Source organism: Streptomyces sp. NPDC096012 (genome assembly GCF_040426375.1).
Lineage (GTDB): Bacteria > Actinomycetota > Actinomycetes > Streptomycetales > Streptomycetaceae > Streptomyces.
Genome location: NZ_JBEOTD010000028.1, coordinates 14,262 through 32,237, shown reverse-complemented (window position 1 = coordinate 32,237; position 17,976 = coordinate 14,262). Strand labels below are relative to the sequence as shown.

Here is a 17,976-nt window from a genome sequence, read left to right as displayed (position 1 = left end):
CGGGGACATCACCATATGACGCGGATGTGCGCCGATCGGCTTCTGAGGGGGAATGCCGGCGTCGCGCAAGGGGGTGTGTCCGCTCTTCGCGAGCCGTGCTCACCCCTGCCCGGGGAGGGGACTTCACCGCATGAAGCGGACCGTACGCACCACCGTGTCGACGGTGGGCGCGCTCATCACCGCGCTATGCCTTCAGGCCGGCCCGGCACAGGCCGACGCCACCGGCGTACCGCGCATCGACCTCAGAGTCCTGGTGGTGAGCGACGGTGGTCCGGCCACCGACGCCATCGCCGCCGAACTCGACGCCGCCGGAACGCCGTACACCAAGGTCGACCTGACGAACGCCGGCCGGCCCACCATCGACGCCGCCTTCCTCGCGGACAGCGTCGACGGCCGGCCCCGGGCGAAATTCCAGGCCGTCGTCCTGCCCAACGACAACCCGTTCGCGGCCGGTTCCACCGAGATGGCCGCGCTCTCCGCCTACGAGCAGACCTACGCCATCCCGCAGGTCGACGCCTACACCTACGCCCGCCCCCAGGTCGGACTCCAGGTCCCGGCCTCCGGAGGCTACTCGGGCGGCATCGACGGCGTCCGCGCCGAGGTCACCGCCGCGGGCAAGGCCGGGCCGTTCGGATACCTCGACGGCGCCGTGCCCTTCGAGGACAACTCGCCCTCCGTCGGCGAGAGTTACGCCTACCTTTCGTCCCCCGCCCCGGGCGCCGACTTCACGCCGTACGTCCAGGCGCCGGTGCCCGGCACCAGCAGGCAGGGCTCCCTGGTCGGCGAGTACCAGCACGACGGACGGCGCGAACTGGTCGTCACCTTCGTGTACAACCAGTACCAGCAGCAGTTCCGGCTGCTGGCCCGCGGCATCGTGGAGTGGATGACCGGCGGGGTGCACCTGGGCGCCTCCCGCAACTACTTCGCCGTGCACGTGGACGACGTGTTCGCCGCCGACGACCGCTGGGACACCCAGCTCAACTGCACGCCGGGCGACGTCGACTGCTCCGGCGGAGCGGGCACGCCCAGCCCCATCCGGATGACCCCGGCGGACGTCGACTACGCCACCGCCTGGCAGAACAGCCACGACTTCACCCTCGACCTGGCCTACAACGGCTCCGGCAGCCTCGACCAGCGCGCGGACGACAACGGCGTCGACCTGCTCGCCGACAAGCTCATCGCCGACCGCGACCGGTTCCGCTGGATCAACCACACCTACACGCACGCCTTCCTCGGCTGCGAGCAGAACGTCACCGTCGTGCCGTGGACGTGCCGGACCAACACCGACGGCAGTACCGCCTGGGTCAGCCGCAGCACCATCGACTACGAGATCGCCACCAACCGCGCCTGGGGCCAGGCCGCCGGACTGCCGCTGGAGACCGACGAGTTAGTCACCGGCGAGCACTCCGGGCTGAAGATCCTGCCGCAGCAGCCGCAGGACAACCCCAACCTGGCGCTCGCGCTCGCCGACGACGGGGTGAAGTGGCTCGCCTCCGACAACTCCCGTGACCCCGCGCAGCGCCAGGTCGGCCCCGCCACCACGGTCTCCCGCTACCCGATGAACGTCTTCTACAACGCGGGCCGGGCCACCGAACAGGCCGACGAGTACAACTGGCTCTACACCAGCCGCGCCCAGGGCGGCAGCGGCATCTGCGAGGACAGCCCCGCGACCACGACCTGCCTGCCGGCGCCGCTGGACACCGCCACCGGCTACGCCGACTACATCGTGCCGCTGGAGACCCGCATCGACCTCGGCCACGTGCTGTCGAACGACCCCAAGCCGCACTTCATCCACCAGTCCAACCTCGCCGAGGACCGCATCGCCTACCCGGTGCTCAGCGGCGTACTCGACGGCTACCACGGCCTGTTCGCCGACAACACCCCCGTGGTGAACCTGCGGATGAAGGACATCGGTGCCGAACTCCGGCGCCGCACCGCGTGGAAGAACGCCCTGAACGCCGGACAGGTCACCGCGTACCGCATCGGCGACGCCGTGACCGTGCAGGCTCCGGACGGCACCGCCGTCACCGCGACCCTGCCCACCGGAACCACCCTCGACGGCAACGCCTTCGGCAGCGCCTACGCGGGCCGCGTGTCCGGCTGGACCGCCTCCGCCGGCAGCGCGCTCACCTTCACCCTGCCGTCGTCCTCCGCCGCCCCGGCCGCGGCCCCGTCCGCCACGGCGGCGGCCACCGCACCGTCCCCGCGCACCAAGCTCCCGACCGGCGTGACCGAGCAGGTCCCGTACAGCCCGGACAACTGACCGGCGCACCGAACCGAGGGCCCGTCCGCGCCACCCGCCCCACCGGGCGGGGCCGGACGGGCCCCGGTTCCGGCCGCCCACCGGCGGACGGAACCGCACGACCACCCCACACCTCGGCCGTGGAGCACAATCGATGCACGTTCAGCACGGCGTGCGCCGCCCCGGCGCCGCGCACGTCACCCTGCTCACCGAAGGCACCTACCCGCACAGCCATGGCGGTGTGAGCGTCTGGTGCGACCAACTCGTCCAGGGCATGCCCGACCTCGACTTCGACGTCATCGCCGTCACCGGAACCGGCCGCGAACCCGTCGTATGGGACCTGCCCAGCCACGTCCACGAGGTCCTCTCCGTCCCGATGTGGGGAGACCCGCCGGACGGACGCCCACCCCGGGGCCGCGCCCGCAACCGGCTGGGCGCCGCCTACGAACGTTTCCTCACCGCCCTGCTCGACCCGCGGGCCGAGGACCAGTTCGCGCCCGCGCTATACACCATGGCCCGGGCCGCCGGCGACGGCATGCTGAGCCCGTTCCTCCGCGGCGACCGGGCCGTGTCCATCCTGGCCGCGGTGTGGAACCGTCCCGGGCTCGCCGTCCGCGAGGCCCGGCCCAGCCTGCACGACGCGGTCACCGCCACCGCCCTGCTCGAACACGTCCTGCGCCCGCTCGCCGCGCCACTCCCGCGGCGGGGTGTCGCCCACGCGGTCAGCGGCGGGGTCGCCGTCCTGCCCGGCCTCGCCGCCCTGGAACGGTACGACGTGCCGCTCCTGCTCACCGAGCACGGCGTCTACCTGCGCGAGCGCTACCTCGGCTACCGCACCGCCCCCTACCGCTGGCCGGTGAAGGCCGTCGTCCTCGGCTTCTTCCGGCTGCTGGCCGAGGAGAGCTACCGCCGCGCCGCCCTGATCACCCCGGGCAACCGCTACAACCGGCTCTGGGAGGAACAGGGCGGCGCCGACCCGCAGTCGATCCGCACGGTCTACAACGGCGTGGACCCCGCCGCCTTCCCGGCCGCCGGACCCCAGCCGGACACGCCCACGCTCAGCTGGGCGGGACGGGTGGACCCGATCAAGGACCTGGAGACCCTCATCCGCGCCTTCGCCCTGGTGCGGGCCGAGATCCCCGAGGCCCGGCTGCGCCTGTTCGGCGGCACGCCCCGGGGCGGAGAGGCGTACCGGGAACGCTGCGAGGCGCTGGCGGCCGAACTGGGGCACGCGGACGCCGTCACCTTCGAGGGCCGGGTCGACGACATCAAGGACGCCTACGCGGCCGGGAACGTCGTCATGCTCTCCAGCATCAGCGAGGGCTTCCCGTTCACGCTCATCGAGGCCATGTCCTGCGGACGGGCGACCGTCTCGACCGACGTGGGCGGGGTGCGGGAGGCCGTCGGCGACACGGGCCTCGTCGTCCCGCCGCGCGACCCGGCCCGCATGGCCGCGGCAGCCCTGGAGCTGTTGGGCGACGCCGGGCGGCGCGGGGCGATGGGGGAGGCGGCCCGGCTGCGGGTGATCGAGCAGTTCACCCTGCGCCAGACCGTCGACACCTTCCGCTCGATATACCTGGAACTGCCCACGCACACCAGCCGGTCGACCGTGCCGGCCGGACGGCGGCAGGACCTGCGGATCGCCGCGAGGAGTCTGGCCGGATGAGCGGACCCATGGCCCTCGAACCGGGCGGAAGCGAACAGGACACCCTCGCCCTGCGGCTCGCCGGGACACCGCTGCGCCGCGACGACCGCACCCTCGCCCTGCGGCTGCCCGCGTACGGCCCGGACGAGGAGGCGGTGAGCCGGCTGGCCGCCGAACTCGCCGACCGCATAGGGCCGGCCGTCCACCCCTACGAGGTGGCCGCCCTGCTGGAGGCCGAGGGCCTGACCGCCGACCAGATCAAGGACGGTTACGGCCACCCGAACCTGTTCTCCCTCGCCACCGCACTCTACGAACAGGTGCCCAGGACCTTCCCGGAACCCGCACCGGCGGCCGACCCGTGGCGCCCGGACACCGTCCGCTGCCTGCTGCGCGGCGTCCTGTTCGCGCTGCCGGGACTGGCCTACCTGCTCACCGCCCCCCTGTGGCAGCCGGGACGGCACGCCGCCGGGCTGATCGTCGCCGGCCTCGTCTCCTGGGCGTGGGGCCAGGGCCTCGGCCACCGCGCCCACCTGCGGATGGTGACCGGACGCCGGGAGGCCGCCCGTACCCTCCTGACCGGCGCGCCCCTCGGGGCGGCACTCGCCACGGCCGCCGCCGTACCGCTGGCCGGCGGCGGCGCGGCGATCCCGGTGGCGGCAGCGCAGTCGCTGTATCTCGCCGCGGCCGGTGTCCTGCTCGTCCTGGCCCGCGAGCGGCTGCTGCTGGCCGCGCTCAGCCCGGTCGTCGCGGGCGCCGCCGTGCTGCCCCGGTGGGACCCCGGCACCCCGCTGCGCGTCGGGCTGCCGCTGCTGGCGCTGCTGGCCGCACTCGGCGCGACCGGTCACGTGCTGCGCGGCGCCCTCGCCGCCCCGGCAACCGCCGACACCAGGCGGACTCCGGTGCTACGGTCCGTGCCGTACGGGCTGTTCGGGCTCGCCGCCGGTCTGCTCGTCCTGATGGAGGGCCGCCGGGAGCCGTACGCGGTGATCGTGCTGACCGTCAGCATGGGCCCCGCCGAATGGCTGCTGTACCGCTACCGCGGGCTGTCCGTCGCCGCTCTGCGCGCGACCGCCACCCCCGTCGGCTTCCTGCTGCGCTCGACGGCCGTCCTCGGCCTGTGTCTGCTCGCCTATCTGCTCCCGCTGCTGCCCGCCGCCTACCTCACCGGCGCCGCACCGGCCACCCTGCTGCTGCTCGCGGCCACCCTGTGGACCGCGCTGCTCCTCCAGGCCTTCGGTACCGCCTGGCCACCGGCCGCGATCTGCCTGGCCGCCGCGTGCGCGGCCGGCGCGGTCACGCTGCTGCGCCTGCCACCGGGGCCGGCCGCGCTGCCGCTGTGCTGCGGCGCCGCCGCGCTGTGCCTCGTGGCGTGCGTGGTGCGGCTCCTCGGCCGCCCCGCCCGGCACGCCTGACGTCTCACCCAACACCGCATCAACCCGTCGGAAGGACACCGCAGTTGACCTCCGTACCGCTCGCCGCCGTCACCGGAGCCGAAGGCTTCATCGGCTCCCACCTCACCGAGGCCCTGGTCGCCTCCGGCCACCGGGTCAGAGCCATGGCCCAGTACAACTCCTTCTCCTCCTACGGCTGGCTGGAGACCCTCGCCCCGGACGTCCTCGACCACGTCGAGATCGTCCTCGGTGACGTCCGCGATCCCGGCTCGGTCCGCGGCCTGCTGGAGGGCGCCGACACCGCCTACCACCTGGCCGCGCTGATCGCGATCCCGTACTCCTACCAGGCCCCGCACAGCTACGTGGAGACCAACGTCACCGGCACCCTCAACGTGCTGGAGGCCGTGCGCGCCCTGGACACGCCCCGGCTCGTGCACACCTCCACCAGCGAGACCTACGGCACCGCGCAGACCGTGCCCATCACCGAGGACCATCCCATCAACACCCAGTCCCCGTACGCCGCTTCGAAGGCGGGCGGGGACCGGCTGGCCGACAGCTACCACGCCAGCTTCGGCACCCAGGTCGTCACCCTGCGCCCGTTCAACACCTTCGGACCGCGCCAGTCCATGCGTGCGGTCATCCCCACCGTCATCGGCCAGGTGGCGGCGGGGGAGCGCACCATCACGCTCGGCGATCTGCGACCCACCCGCGACTTCACCTTCGTCAAGGACACCGCCCAGGCCTTCCTCGCCGTCGGCACCGCCCCGGCCGAAAAGGTCGTCGGCCGCACCTTCAACGCCGGTACGGGCGGCGAGATCTCCGTCGGCGACCTCGTCGCACTGATCGGGAAGGTCATGGACACCGCCCTCGACGTCCGCGAGGACACCGCGCGCGTCCGGCCGGCCGGCTCCGAGGTGATGCGTCTGGTCGCCGACGCCACCCGGCTCGCCGACGCCACCGGCTGGCAGCCCGCCCACACCCTGGAGCAGGGCCTCGCCCAGACCGCTGAGTTCTTCCGCGATCCCGCCAACCTCGCCCGGTACAAGACCGGCATCTACAACATCTGACCGGTTCCGGCACGTTCCCCGTGTCCCCCGATCCGGCCGGTTCCGGCACGTTCCCCGTGTCCCCGTCCGGCCGGTCCCGGCACGTTTCCCATGTCCCTACGTCAAACGTCTTCACGGCAACGAAGGAGGAGCCCCATGCACGCAGTGATTCTGGCGGGAGGCAAGGGCGTCCGGCTGCGGCCCTACACCACCGCGCTGCCCAAGCCGCTCGTCCCCATCGGCGACCAGCACGCCATCCTGGAGATCGTGCTGCGCCAGCTGTCGGCGGCCGGCTTCACCCACTGCACCATCGCCATAGGCCACCTCGGCGAGATCATCCGCGCCTACGTCGGCGACGGCGCGCAGTGGGGCATGAGCGTCGACTACGCCACCGAGGACAGCCCGCTCGGCACCATGGGCCCGCTGCTCAACCTGAGAGACCGGCTGCCCGACACCTTCCTGGTCATGAACGGCGACGTCCTCACCGACCTCGACTACGCCGATGTGCTGCGCCGGCACCGGGAGTCGCGCGCCCCCCTGACCATCGCCACCTACGCCCGCAAGGTGCACATCGACTTCGGCGTACTGACCACCGACGCCAGCAAGGTGGTCGCCTTCACCGAGAAGCCCAGCATGGACTACCGCGTCTCCATGGGCGTCTACGGCCTCAGCCGCGACACCCTCGACGGCTACACCCCGGGCCTGCCGCTGGGCTTCGACGAGCTGGTCCTCGACCTGCTCCGGGACCAGACCCCGCCGCACGCCTACGAGTTCGACGGCTACTGGCTGGACATCGGGCGCCCCGACGACTACGACCGGGCCAACGCCGAGTTCACCAGCCGCAAGTCCCTGCTGCTCAAGGGAGCCTGAGTACCGCATGCGCATTCTCGTCCTCGGCGGCACCGGATATCTGGGCCGCCATGTGGCCGAGCGGCTGCGCGCCCTCCCGGGCGCGCAGATCCTCGCCGCCGGCCGCGACGCGGCGGCCGGGTACCGGATCGACCTCGCCACCGACCGACCCGAGCGGCTCGCCAAGACCCTGGCGGCGGCCGCGCCCGACGCCGTGGTCAACTGCGCGGGCGCCACCGGCGGCGACCCGGTGACCCTGGCCGAGGTCAACGCCCGTGGCCCCGCCGTACTGTGCGCCGCGCTGCGCGAGGCGGCTCCCGCGGCCCGCCTGGTGCACCTCGGCTCGGCGGCCGAGTACGGGCCCGGCACCCCGGAAGAACCGGTCACCGAGTCGGCACCCGCCTGCCCGGTCACCCCGTACGGCGCGACCAAACTGGCGGGCACCCTCGCGGTGGCCTCCGCCGCCCTGGACGCAGTGGTGCTCCGGGTCGGCAACCCGGTCGGCCCGGGGGCGCCCCTGGCCGGGCTGCCCGGCCGGATGGCCGCACTGCTCCGCTCGGCCGGCGCGGACCCCGCGGCGGAGCTGCGGCTCGGGGACCTCTCCGCGCACCGCGACTTCGTCGACGTCCGGGACGTCGCCGGCGCGGTCGAGCTGGCCGCCACGGCCCCGGGCCCGCTGCCGCCCGTGCTCAACATCGGCAGCGGAACGGCCGTACCCGTACGGGAGTTGGTGCACCGACTGGCCCGGCGGTCGGGATTCCGGGGGAAGCTGGCGGAGAGCACGGGCGGCTCGGCACGCTCGGCCCGGGTGTCCTGGCAGTGCTCCGACATCACCCGCGCCGACCGTGCCCTCGGCTGGCGTCCCGCCCATGACCTGGACGACGCCCTCGACGCGTTGTGGGCGGCCACGGCGGAGAGCGGGCCCGTGCCGTGAGCCTGCTGATACCGCTCTATGTGCACCCGGCCGAGGACCCCGGAGCCTGGCACCGCCTGATCTCGGCGGCCGCCCGCACCTACGCCGTCGTCCTCAACCCCGCGAGCGGCCCCGGCACCGCCCCCGATCCCGCGTTCACGGCGGCGGCCCGGGCCCTGCGGGCGGCCGGCGCCCGCGTGCTCGGCTACGTCGACACCGACTACGGGGTGCGGGAGCGGGCGGAGATCGCCGAGGACGTACGCCGGCACCAGGAGTGGTACGCCACCGACGGCTTCTTCCTCGACCGTGTCACCGCCACGGCGGCGGGCCTGCCGGCCTGCCGCCGCCTGGTGCGGGAGCTGCGCCGGCTCGGCGCGGGCACCGTCGTCCTCAACCCGGGCGCCCACCCGGACCCGGGGTACGGCCGCCTCGCCGACCTGACCGTCACCTTCGAGGGCCACTGGACCACGTACGTCACGGCGTTCACCCGGCCGGCCTGGACGGCGCGGCACCCGCCCGACCGGTTCTGCCACCTGGTGTACGGCGTCCCGGAGGCACTGGTGCCGCTCGCCGTGCGCACCGCGCACGAGCGGGGCGCGGCGGTGTGCGGGCCGGTGACGGGCGAACCGCCCAACCCCTGGGCGGCGTTGAGCCCCGCACTGACCGGCGCGGCGGATGTGGGAGGCTGAGCGGGTCCGCATCCGCGCAACGGGAGGCGATCCACCCCCATGGCCGTCATCCACCACACGACCCTGAAGCCGACCAAGACCGAACTGCTCGCCGCCTGGCTGCCCGCCCGCCCCTGGTACCGGGGCGCCCCCGCACCGGTACTGGAGAGGGCGGGCGGTTTCCGGCTGGACGACCCCGAGGGCGAGGTCGGCATCGAGTTCATGGTGGTCACGGACGCGACGAGCCCGCAGCGGACGGATTACCTGGTACCGCTCACCTACCGGGGGACGCCGCTCGAAGGGGGCGAGCAGGCGCTCATCGGCACGTCGGAGCACGGCGTGCTGGGCAGACGCTGGGTCTACGACGGCTGCCACGACCCGGTACTGGTCACCGAGTTGCTGTCGCTGATCGAGGGCAGGGCGCAGGCGATGGCCCAGAGCATCAGCGACACGCCAGACCACGAGGTGACCCGCTCCCACACCGGGGCCGTCCTCACCGGCGGCACGTTCGCTCCCGAGCCGGCCGACGACCGGGACGGCACGCGGCTGCCCACACCCGGTGGCCCGGTCCTGCACGTCCACCGCGTGCTCACACCCACCGACGAGAACCCGCCGGCGGCGCCCCGGGGCGCCCTCGGGCACGTCGCCACCGGCTGGCCGGGCCCGGACGGCACCCGGCTGCGGGCCGTCCTGTTCACACTGCGCTCCGCCTGATCGGGCGCCGCCCGCCGACCGGCCGACGGTGGCCGCAGGACCGGCCGGCGGTGGCCGTAGGGCCGGTCAGCGGGGCCAGCAGGACCGGCCGGTGGTGGTCGTAGGACCGGTCGGCGGCGCCTGTAGGGCCGGTCGGCGATGGCCGTGGGACCGGTCGACGGTGAATAGGTGGCTGGCGCTGCGAGACGGCCGGCGGTGAAGAACCGGTCTGTGGTGAAGAACCGGCCCGTGGTGAAGGACCGGTTGGCGGCGCGGGACCGGCCGGCGGAGGACCGGTCAGCGGTGTGAGACACCGGCGGAGCGGGACCGGCCGGCGGTGCTGGGCTGGTCAACGGTGCTGGGCTGGTCAACGGCGCTGGCCGGTCAACGGTGCCGGGCTGGTCAACGGCGCTGGCCGGTCAACGGTGCTGGGCCGGTCACCGGTGCTGGGCTGGTCACCGGTGCTGGGCTGGTCAACGGTGCTGGGCTGGTCAACGGTGCTGGGCTGGTCAACGGTGCTGGGCTGGTCAACGGTGCCGGGCCGTCAAACGGTGCCGGGCCGGTCGGCGGTGCGCCCCGGCGTCGGCGGACCGGGCGCGCAGCCGCCCCCTGTCTGGCATGGACGGGTCAAATCTGTCACTCTTTCGGCAGTCGTCGCCCGCACCCCATGAGGGCGCGACGGGCTCCTCGGCACCAAGCACACGAACGCGCAAGCCCCGTCCGCGGCCGCCCCGGCGCACCCCAGCCGACCGGGCGGCCTCCGAGCCGGCCGGACCACGGCCGCCGCAAAAGGAGTAGCGTGTGAGACCGACCCCCCACAAGGCCCTCGGCACCGGCGTGCTCGCCGTCGCCGCGGCGGCCGCCCTCGTACTCCCCGGCACACCCGCCGCCGCTCGGCCGGCCACGGCCCCCGCCGCCTGCACTCCGGCCCAGGCGGTCGCCAACGGCGGCTTCGAGAGCGGGACCGCACCGTGGACCGCGTCCCCGTCCACGGTGATCACCAGCCGCACCGGGCAGAGCGCCCACGCCGGCGGCTCCTACGCCTGGCTGGACGGATCCGGCGGCACCCGCACCGACACCCTCGGCCAGAGCGTCACGATCCCGGCCGGGTGCAGCACCGCCACCCTGACCTTCTGGCTGCACATCGACACCGCCGAGACGACCTCGTCCACCGCCTACGACAAACTGACGGTCAAGATCGGCAGCACGACGCTGGCCACCTACTCGAACCTCGACAAGAACACCGGCTACGTGCAGAAGTCGCTCGACGTGTCCTCGTTCGCCGGCCAGACGGTGAACCTGTCCTTCACCGGCACCGAGGACTCCAGCCTCCAGACGAGTTTCGTCCTCGACGACATCGCCCTCGACACCTCCGGCGGCACCACACCGCCGCCCGGCGACTCCACCCGCACCCCGGCGGCACCCTCGTACACCGTCAGCCTCGCGAGCGACACGAGCGGCACCGCCTGGACCGGGCACGAGAGCGTCACCTTCACCAACGCCTCCGCCGCCCCGCTGGGCGAGGTCTACCTGCGGCTGTGGGACAACTACCACGGCAGCTGCGACGCGATGCCCATCAAGGTGGGCAACGTCACCGGCGGCACGGCCGGCGCCCTCTCCGTCGCCTGCACCGCCCTCAGGATCGACCTGCCGTCCCCGCTCGCCCAGGGCCGCAGCGCCACCGTCGGCTTCGACCTCGGCATCACCGTGCCCAGCGGCGCCGACCGATTCGGCCACGACGGGGCGTTCAGCTTCATCGGCAACGCGCTGCCCGTCCTCGCCGTCCGCGACGGCGCGGGCTGGCACCTGGACCCGTACACCAACAACGGCGAGTCGTTCTACTCCCTGGCCGCCGACTTCAAGGTGACCCTCGACCACCCCAGCGGCCTGCTCGTCCCGGCCACCGGCACCTCCACCGACACACCCGGCTCCAGCGGCCGTACGGTCACCACCGCCACCGCCGCCAAGGTCCGCGACTTCGCCTGGGCGGCCGGCCCCTTCACCAAGATCTCCGGCACCTCCGCCGCCGGCGTCCCGGTGAACGTCTACTCCGTCTCCGGCATCAGCTCCTCCAGCGCCCAGTCCATGCTCAGTACCGCGAGGAGCGCCGTGGACGCCCACGCGGCCCGCTTCGGCGCCTATCCCTACGGCGAGCTGGACGCGGTCATCGACAACAACTACTGGTTCGGCGGAATGGAGTACCCCGGATTCGTCCTGGACCTGGTCAGCACCACCGCCCTCACCCATGAGATCGGCCACCAGTGGTGGTACGGCATCGTCGGCGACGACGAGTACAACAGCCCCTGGCTGGACGAGGCGTTCACCGACTACGCCACCGATCTCGCGCAGGGCAAGACCGGCAGCGGCTGCTGGAGCAGCGTCTCCTGGGCCTCCGGTGCCGAGAAGATCACCAACTCCATGGCCTACTGGGACGCCCACTCCTCGCGCTACTCCACCGTCGTCTACGGCTACGGCAAGTGCGCCCTGCACGACCTGCGGCGCCTCATCGGTGACACCGCCATGAGCAAGCTGCTGAAGGACTACGCGACCGCGCACTGGTACGGCGTGTCCACCACGGCCGAGTTCAAGGCGGCGGCACAGGCCGCCACGAGCACGGACCTGACCTCCTTCTGGACCCAGCACCGCATCGACGGCTGAGCCGGAGACGGCCGGCCGGGCGAGGCCCCCGCGCGGCGCCCCGCCCGGCCGGAGCCACTCGTCTGGACCAAAGTCGGGCCGGGATGGCCTTCGTTGGGCGGTATCCGGAGTGCGGCGCCACCCGACCGCGGGTCAGATGGATGTCGTGCACCCTCTGATAAGACTCCACCGCCGCCGCTCACGCCTGGCCGTCACGGCAGCCCTGACCGGCCTCCTCCTCGCCCTGTCCGCCCCGGCGGCCCTGCCGGGAACGGGGCCCGACACCCCCGCCCGTGGCAGCGCCTACATGGGCATGGGCGTCCTCGCCCACGACGGAAGCGGCGTCGGCCCCGACGCCCCGAGCAACGACAACCGCGTCACCCAGACGGAAGGCGTCGACGTCGCCAGTTACCAGGGCAACGTCGACTGGCCGACCCTGTGGGGCGCCGGCAACAGATGGGCCTACACGAAGGCCTCGGAGGGGACCTACTACACCAACCCCTACTTCACCCAGCAGTACAACGGCTCGTACGACACCGGCATGATCCGCGGCGCGTACCACTTCGCCACTCCGGACACCACCGGCGGCGCCGCGCAGGCCGACTACTTCGTGGACCACGGGGGCGGCTGGTCCAAGGACGGCAAGACGCTTCCCGGCGTCCTCGACATCGAGTGGAATCCCTACGGAGCCGCCTGCTACGGCAAGACCAAGAGCGGGATGGTCACCTGGGTACGCGACTTCCTGAACCGCTACAAGACCCGTACGGGCCGCGCCGCGGTCATCTACACGGCCACCAGCTGGTGGACCGACTGCACCGGCAACTACGCGGGATTCGGCGCTTCCAACCCGCTCTGGATCGCCCGCTACGCCGCCACCGCGGGAACGCTCCCGTCGGGCTGGACGGCGTACACGATGTGGCAGTACACCTCCACCGGGAAGACGGTCGGTGACCACGACCGCTTCAACGGCTCGGCGTCCCAGCTGAAGGACTTCGCCACGGCATGACCGCCGGCCGTGCGGCGGGAGTCGGGCCGCAGGGCCGAAGCGAAGCGACCAGGGCATGGGCGGCGCGGCACAGCCGTCCGTGCCCCGTGGAGGGGGCAGCGTAGGCGACCCGTCGGGGATGACCCCTCGGGTGGCCGCGGGTGTGCGGCGCCGCGTCGCCGTCCAGGGCGCGCTCGAGGTCCTGGACGGCGACGGGGCCGCGGGAACGCCGGGGCCGCACCCCGTGGTGGCAGGTCACGCCAGTTCCACATCGCCTCCCGACGCGGTTGCCGACTCGGACGCGCCTGCCGCACCTTCCGGGCCCGTCGTGGTCGCCGCAGGCGCGGTTTCCGCGGCCGCCGTCGCCCCGGGCGGGACCCGGCCCGGCGCGGGGCGCCGTACCACCAGGCTGCTCACCTCGAACGACATCCCGGTCGTCTCCGGCGGGGGCGGGGGGTGGTAACGCCCGGCGCAGACCGAGAGGTTGACGATGAGGTAGGCACGCCAGTCCCGGCCCACGCCCCGCCCGTCCTCGAAGACCCGCTCGCCGTTCAGCCACCAGTTCACCGAGCGCCGCCCGAACTCCGTGCGCAGGTCCACCCACGCACCCGGGCGGACGGCGTCGTCGCGGTGGTAACGGTTGGTGCCGCGTACGTGGTTGGTGAATTCCAGCAGATCCGGGTTGTCGGGGTGGTATTCGAAGACGTCGATCTCCTGGTCGCCGTCCCGCCAGGTCCAGATGGCAGGCCAGGCGCCGGTCTCCCGGGGCAGCCGGACACGGGCTTCCAGGACGTCACCCGGCCGTACCGTGAACCCCTCCTCACTGCCCTCGGTCGTCAGCAGGCCCGTGTTCCACCTGCCGTCAGGCCGGCGCCTGGCCCGGAAGACCCCCGAGCGGCTGTAACCGGCGTCGGGGACCAGGTAGTCCAGTTTGTCGTCACGCGGATTGACCGGCCCCCCGTCGGGATAGGCCCACGAGCGGCCGGCGACCCACTGGGCCGCGGAGGTGAAGTCCGCGATGAAGACGACCTGGGACCCGGCTGCGCGTCGCGGGGCCGGCAGCCGGCCACTCGGCGTCGATTCGTCCATGCCGGATGTCTCACCCATCGGTGACCGGGCATGCGCCCGGGCCCCGACTCGGCGCCGAGATTGACCCTTTCGAGGGACCGCCCCGGCGCGGCGCACCGATCCGCAGCACCTCGGCGACCGCGTGTCCTGTGCCGTCGAACCTTCTCCTTCTCCTTCGCCCCGCTCCAGGCCGAACTCGCACTCCTGGGACACCGTTCGGTCGCCGTGGAGCCGCCCGGCCATGGTTTCGCCACCTGAAGTGGCTGATCGGCACCGGCGGCCCGCCTCCTGAGCGACATCGCGGCGACGGCGGGCCGGCCGGGGCGGGAACGACACGGCCCGACGGTGGCGCCAAGGCCGCGGCGACCCACTCCACACCGCCCTGACCAGCGCAGACATCGACCGGCACACGCTCAAGGTCGCATACCACAGGACCGCCGCCGCGCTGCCCGCCGTCGAACCCGTCCTGGTGCGGCGCGAGTCCGCCCGACCGGCCCGCCCGCCGGAGCCGCGCGGCCGGGACGCCCTCGTGCCTGCCGTCAGCCCGTCAGGCCGCGCCGCAGGAAGTCGACGCTCTCCGCCACGACGGCGGGCACCTCCGCGGAACCGAGGAAGATGTGGTCGGCCCCTTCGACGGGCCGCACGGTGACCTCCCCGCCCGCTTCCCTGAGCACCCGGGCCAGCGCCTCGCTCTGGCTGTAGGGCACGACCTGGTCCTCGCGGCCGTGGACCAGCAGGAAGGGGGGCGGAGTGCCGCCCGTCGCGTACGTCACGGGGCTGGCGGCACACGCGCGTACCGGCCGTTCGGCCTCCGGGCCGCCGAGCAGCGTCGTGAGAGGGCTCGGGTACGACGGTCCGCCGGGCATGGGCGGCAGGGGCCGGGCGAGCAGCGGCTCGATGTCGGACACGCCGTACCAGTCGACCACCACACGCACCGCACTGTCCTCGCCGGTTACGCCCTCCGTGCCCTCGAGCCAGGCTCCGTGCGCGCCGGCGCGGACCAGACCGGCCAGCGCGGCGAGGTGGCCGCCCGCCGACTCACCCCAGGCGCCGATGCGTCCGGGGTCGATGCCCAGCACCGTCGCGTGCCGCCGTACGTACCTGATGGCGGCCTTGACGTCGTGCAACTGGGCCGGGAAGGGCGCTTCGAGGCTGTGCCGGTAGTCGACGCAGACGAGGGCCAGCCCGGCGCCGAGCACGGCCCCGTGCAGCAGCTCCACCGGCACGGTCGGCGGCGGATAGCGCCGATCGCCCTCCAGCCAGCCGCCGCCGTGGATCCATACGACGGCGGGTGCGGGTGCCGGGACGGGCGGCACGTGGACGTCCAGCAGTCGCGGCCGGTAGCCGGGCGAGGTGGCGTAGCTCAGCCCGGCGAAGCGGGTCACGCCGTCACTGCCGGCCACCGCCGGGGTGGGCGCCAGACAGGAGGGCGGCGGCCAGGTCGTGTCGCGCGGGTCAGAGGCGGTGGACGTCATGTCGGGGGCCTTCCGTCACGAGCCGGGGTGATCGGCCGGGGGAGCGAAGCCGTCGGCGCGGGATGTTACACGTGTAAGCCCCCGTTCCTGGGGAAGTTCGACCACGACCGTGTCGGAGCCGGCGGAAGCCTGTGCGGCGAGCTGGGCCACCGCCCGGCCCGCCGCCACCGCGCCCCGCCACGGCCGCACGCGGGGCGGTACGGTCGGCGCCATGGCTGATGTGCGGCTGACCACCTCGTCCTGCCCGGTCCCCGGCGTCGTCGACGACCTCGGGGAGGCCCGCGCGCCACGGAGCGCCGGCCGGGGTCGAGGCGTGTCGCACGTCGAGATCCTGCAGTTGCTCGTCTCCCCGGTGCACCGGTTCGCGGGCCGGCCGGGCGAGGGACTGCCCGAGCTGCCGGGCGACGAACTGGTGCCGGCGGCCGAGGTGCGCGCGGGGCTCGGCATCGTCGGCGACCGGTACTTCAACCACCCCGCCCACCGCAACGCCTCGATCACCCTCATGGCGGCCGAACGGATCCCGCCGTACGAGCCGCACGAGGGGGATCTGCTGCGGACCCGGCGCAACGTCCTGCTGCGCGGAGTCGACATCGACGCCTACATCGGCGCGACGGTCTTCCTCGACAGCGGCACCGGACCGGTCGACCTGGCGGTGCGCGGCGCTGCCCGGCCCTGCGCGTGGATGGACACCACTCTCGGCCCCGGGGCGCAGCGCGCGCTGCGCGGCGGCGGGGGAGTCCGCTGCCGGCCGCTGACCGACGGCACCCTCACGGTCGGCCCGGCCGTGTTCGGCGTTCGGGAGCCGGGACCGGCGTAGAGGCACGACGGCGCCACCGGGTCCGGCCGGCCGCGGTCAGCTGCCGGAGACCGCCAGCTGGTCGGCGAGCCGGTGGGCCTGCGCGAGCAGTGTGCCGTAGGTGGCCAGTTCGTCGGGGTCGTCCGGCAGGGAGCGGACCAGGTCCCGGCGCAGCTCCTGCAGCGTCTCCCGCAGGTCGGCCACCGCCTTGTGCAGTTCGTCGTAGCGCTCGTCGCTGAACCGGCTGTCACCGTAGAGCCACAGCGCATCGGCGGTGCGGCACAGGAACTCGGCGTACCGGTGCGCGACTTCGGGGCGCGGCGCCGGCTTGTCCTCGGCGGCGGCCTCCAGCACCGTCCGGGTCACTCCCGCGGTGTGTACGGCCGCGTAGTCGAGGACCACCACCGCGTCGTCGTACTCCTTGCCCACCGCCGGCGCGGTGCCGGCGCGGCGCAGGCGCAGGTTCCCGCGCAGGCTCTCCCGGCTCCATCCGACCGACGAGTGGGCCTCCGCCACGAGCTGGCGCAGCCGCAGGGCCCGGTCGTGCCAGGCGCCGGCCTCCTCGGCGTTCCAGCGACCCTCGGCCAGCCCGTCCGCCACGGCCCGCAGGATGTCGTGGGCCTCCTCGGTGGCGTCCCGCAGCACGGAACGGCTGTCCCGCAGATACAGCGGCGGCCGGATCAGTGCGTTGACGGCGATGCCGACGACCGCGCCGAACAGGGACTCGCCGAGCCGGGCCGCCGAGGTGGTGACGGTGACCGAGCCGTTGGTCAGGACGAACAGGGCGCCGGTGGCCGCGTAGATGCCGTGGCTGCCGAGGCGCCTCCACTGGCCGAGCAGCATCGTGAGGGGCAGCACCACCGCCATGGCGACGACCGGGTCGTGCAGCAGCAGTCCGACCGCGGTGGCGACGACCGTGCCGGCCGCGACCGCCGCCAGCTGCTGCAGGCCGTGCGCGATCGACCGGTACACGGTCGACTCCACCAGCACCACCGCCACCCACGGTGCCACGAAGGCCACCGGCGCGTGCAGCCACCAGCCCGCCACCGCCCAGGCCACCCATGCGGCGAGCGCCCCCTTCAGCGCCTGGACGGTCAGATCGCGCTCGCGACCGGGTCCGGCACCGGCCCGGCGTACCCAGCGCACCGCCTCGTACAGATCACGTGCCGAGGCCTGCCATGTCGTTCGTATCCCACGCACGCGGCCCGGGTGCCACCCGGGCACCGTCTCATGCCCCTCGCCCGCATCTCACACGGTCGTGGCTCGCGTCACACGGTCGTGCATGCTCGCGCGCCGAAGGGGGTACGACGACGGCGGCGCCGTCTCCTTGGGACGAGGAGACGGCGCCGCCCTTCCTCACACGCCCCCGGCGTCGGGCCAGCCGTCCGATGAGGTGGACGAGCCCGGCGAGGACGTCGGTGAGAAGGTTCACGGTCGTGTTGCTCCGTGCGGTGTGGCCGAGAGCGGGACCGGTGCGGCAACCACGGTCTGCAGCCCGTCCTTCGCACACCGTGAGTATCCGGCCGGTCACTCGACCCCCGTGGTCATATGAACGACGACCGGCCGTT

14 protein-coding genes are annotated in these 17,976 nt (G+C 73.5%); 11 read left to right on the top strand and 3 right to left on the bottom strand.

Annotated elements, in window-relative coordinates; genetic code table 11:
* The first annotated feature begins 130 nt into the window (after positions 1 to 130).
* The 10 genes from ABVB68_RS24720 (at position 131) to ABVB68_RS24675 (ending at position 13,090) form a co-directional block, all read left to right on the top strand.
* Complete coding sequence (locus tag ABVB68_RS24720; RefSeq protein WP_353603312.1) at positions 131 to 2,263, top strand: hypothetical protein; 2,133 nt, start codon at positions 131 to 133, stop codon at positions 2,261 to 2,263.
* A 133-nt stretch (positions 2,264 to 2,396) separates the two neighbouring features.
* Complete coding sequence (gene pelF / locus ABVB68_RS24715; protein WP_353603311.1) at positions 2,397 to 3,908, top strand: GT4 family glycosyltransferase PelF; 1,512 nt, start codon at positions 2,397 to 2,399, stop codon at positions 3,906 to 3,908.
* Positions 3,905 to 5,299: a hypothetical protein gene (locus tag ABVB68_RS24710; RefSeq protein WP_353603310.1), complete on the top strand. Its 1,395-nt coding sequence runs from the start codon at positions 3,905 to 3,907 to the stop codon at positions 5,297 to 5,299. The genes pelF and ABVB68_RS24710 overlap by 4 nt, the downstream gene beginning before the upstream one ends.
* Positions 5,300 to 5,343: 44 nt before the next feature.
* The gene (locus ABVB68_RS24705) at positions 5,344 to 6,345 is read left to right on the top strand and encodes a GDP-mannose 4,6-dehydratase (RefSeq protein ID WP_353603309.1); all 1,002 of its coding nucleotides are present in this window, start codon (positions 5,344 to 5,346) and stop codon (positions 6,343 to 6,345) included.
* A 135-nt stretch (positions 6,346 to 6,480) separates the two neighbouring features.
* The gene (locus ABVB68_RS24700) at positions 6,481 to 7,194 is read left to right on the top strand and encodes a nucleotidyltransferase family protein (protein ID WP_353603308.1); all 714 of its coding nucleotides are present in this window, start codon (positions 6,481 to 6,483) and stop codon (positions 7,192 to 7,194) included.
* Between the two features lie 7 nt (positions 7,195 to 7,201).
* Positions 7,202 to 8,107 carry an NAD-dependent epimerase/dehydratase family protein gene (locus ABVB68_RS24695; RefSeq protein WP_353603307.1) on the top strand — a complete coding sequence of 302 codons (906 nt, stop codon included), beginning with the start codon at positions 7,202 to 7,204 and terminating at the stop codon, positions 8,105 to 8,107.
* Complete coding sequence (locus ABVB68_RS24690) at positions 8,104 to 8,775, top strand: spherulation-specific family 4 protein (protein ID WP_353603306.1); 672 nt, start codon at positions 8,104 to 8,106, stop codon at positions 8,773 to 8,775. Before ABVB68_RS24695 ends, ABVB68_RS24690 begins: the two co-directional genes overlap by 4 nt.
* Positions 8,776 to 8,814: 39 nt before the next feature.
* On the top strand, positions 8,815 to 9,468 hold the full coding sequence (locus ABVB68_RS24685; protein WP_353603305.1) for a maltokinase N-terminal cap-like domain-containing protein: 654 nt from the start codon (positions 8,815 to 8,817) through the stop codon (positions 9,466 to 9,468).
* 780 nt (positions 9,469 to 10,248) lie between these two features.
* Positions 10,249 to 12,105: a M1 family metallopeptidase gene (locus ABVB68_RS24680; RefSeq protein WP_353603304.1), complete on the top strand. Its 1,857-nt coding sequence runs from the start codon at positions 10,249 to 10,251 to the stop codon at positions 12,103 to 12,105.
* Between the two features lie 136 nt (positions 12,106 to 12,241).
* The gene (locus ABVB68_RS24675) at positions 12,242 to 13,090 is read left to right on the top strand and encodes a lysozyme (protein WP_353603303.1); all 849 of its coding nucleotides are present in this window, start codon (positions 12,242 to 12,244) and stop codon (positions 13,088 to 13,090) included.
* 234 nt (positions 13,091 to 13,324) lie between these two features.
* Here the strand turns inward: ABVB68_RS24675 and ABVB68_RS24670 are convergent, their stop codons facing one another.
* Together ABVB68_RS24670 and ABVB68_RS24665 are read right to left on the bottom strand one after the other, a co-directional pair.
* Positions 13,325 to 14,158, bottom strand: a complete 834-nt coding sequence (locus ABVB68_RS24670) for a LamG domain-containing protein (protein ID WP_353603302.1) — start codon at positions 14,156 to 14,158, stop codon at positions 13,325 to 13,327.
* 518 nt (positions 14,159 to 14,676) lie between these two features.
* Positions 14,677 to 15,612: an alpha/beta hydrolase fold domain-containing protein gene (locus ABVB68_RS24665; RefSeq protein ID WP_353603301.1), complete on the bottom strand. Its 936-nt coding sequence runs from the start codon at positions 15,610 to 15,612 to the stop codon at positions 14,677 to 14,679.
* A 211-nt stretch (positions 15,613 to 15,823) separates the two neighbouring features.
* On the opposite strand from ABVB68_RS24665, the gene ABVB68_RS24660 reads away from it, so the two are divergent.
* Positions 15,824 to 16,429, top strand: a complete 606-nt coding sequence (locus ABVB68_RS24660) for a molybdenum cofactor biosysynthesis protein (protein WP_353603300.1) — start codon at positions 15,824 to 15,826, stop codon at positions 16,427 to 16,429.
* Positions 16,430 to 16,465: 36 nt separating this feature from the next.
* Here the strand turns inward: ABVB68_RS24660 and ABVB68_RS24655 are convergent, their stop codons facing one another.
* Positions 16,466 to 17,608: an FUSC family protein gene (locus ABVB68_RS24655; protein ID WP_503006230.1), complete on the bottom strand. Its 1,143-nt coding sequence runs from the start codon at positions 17,606 to 17,608 to the stop codon at positions 16,466 to 16,468.
* Positions 17,609 to 17,976 lie beyond the last annotated feature (368 nt).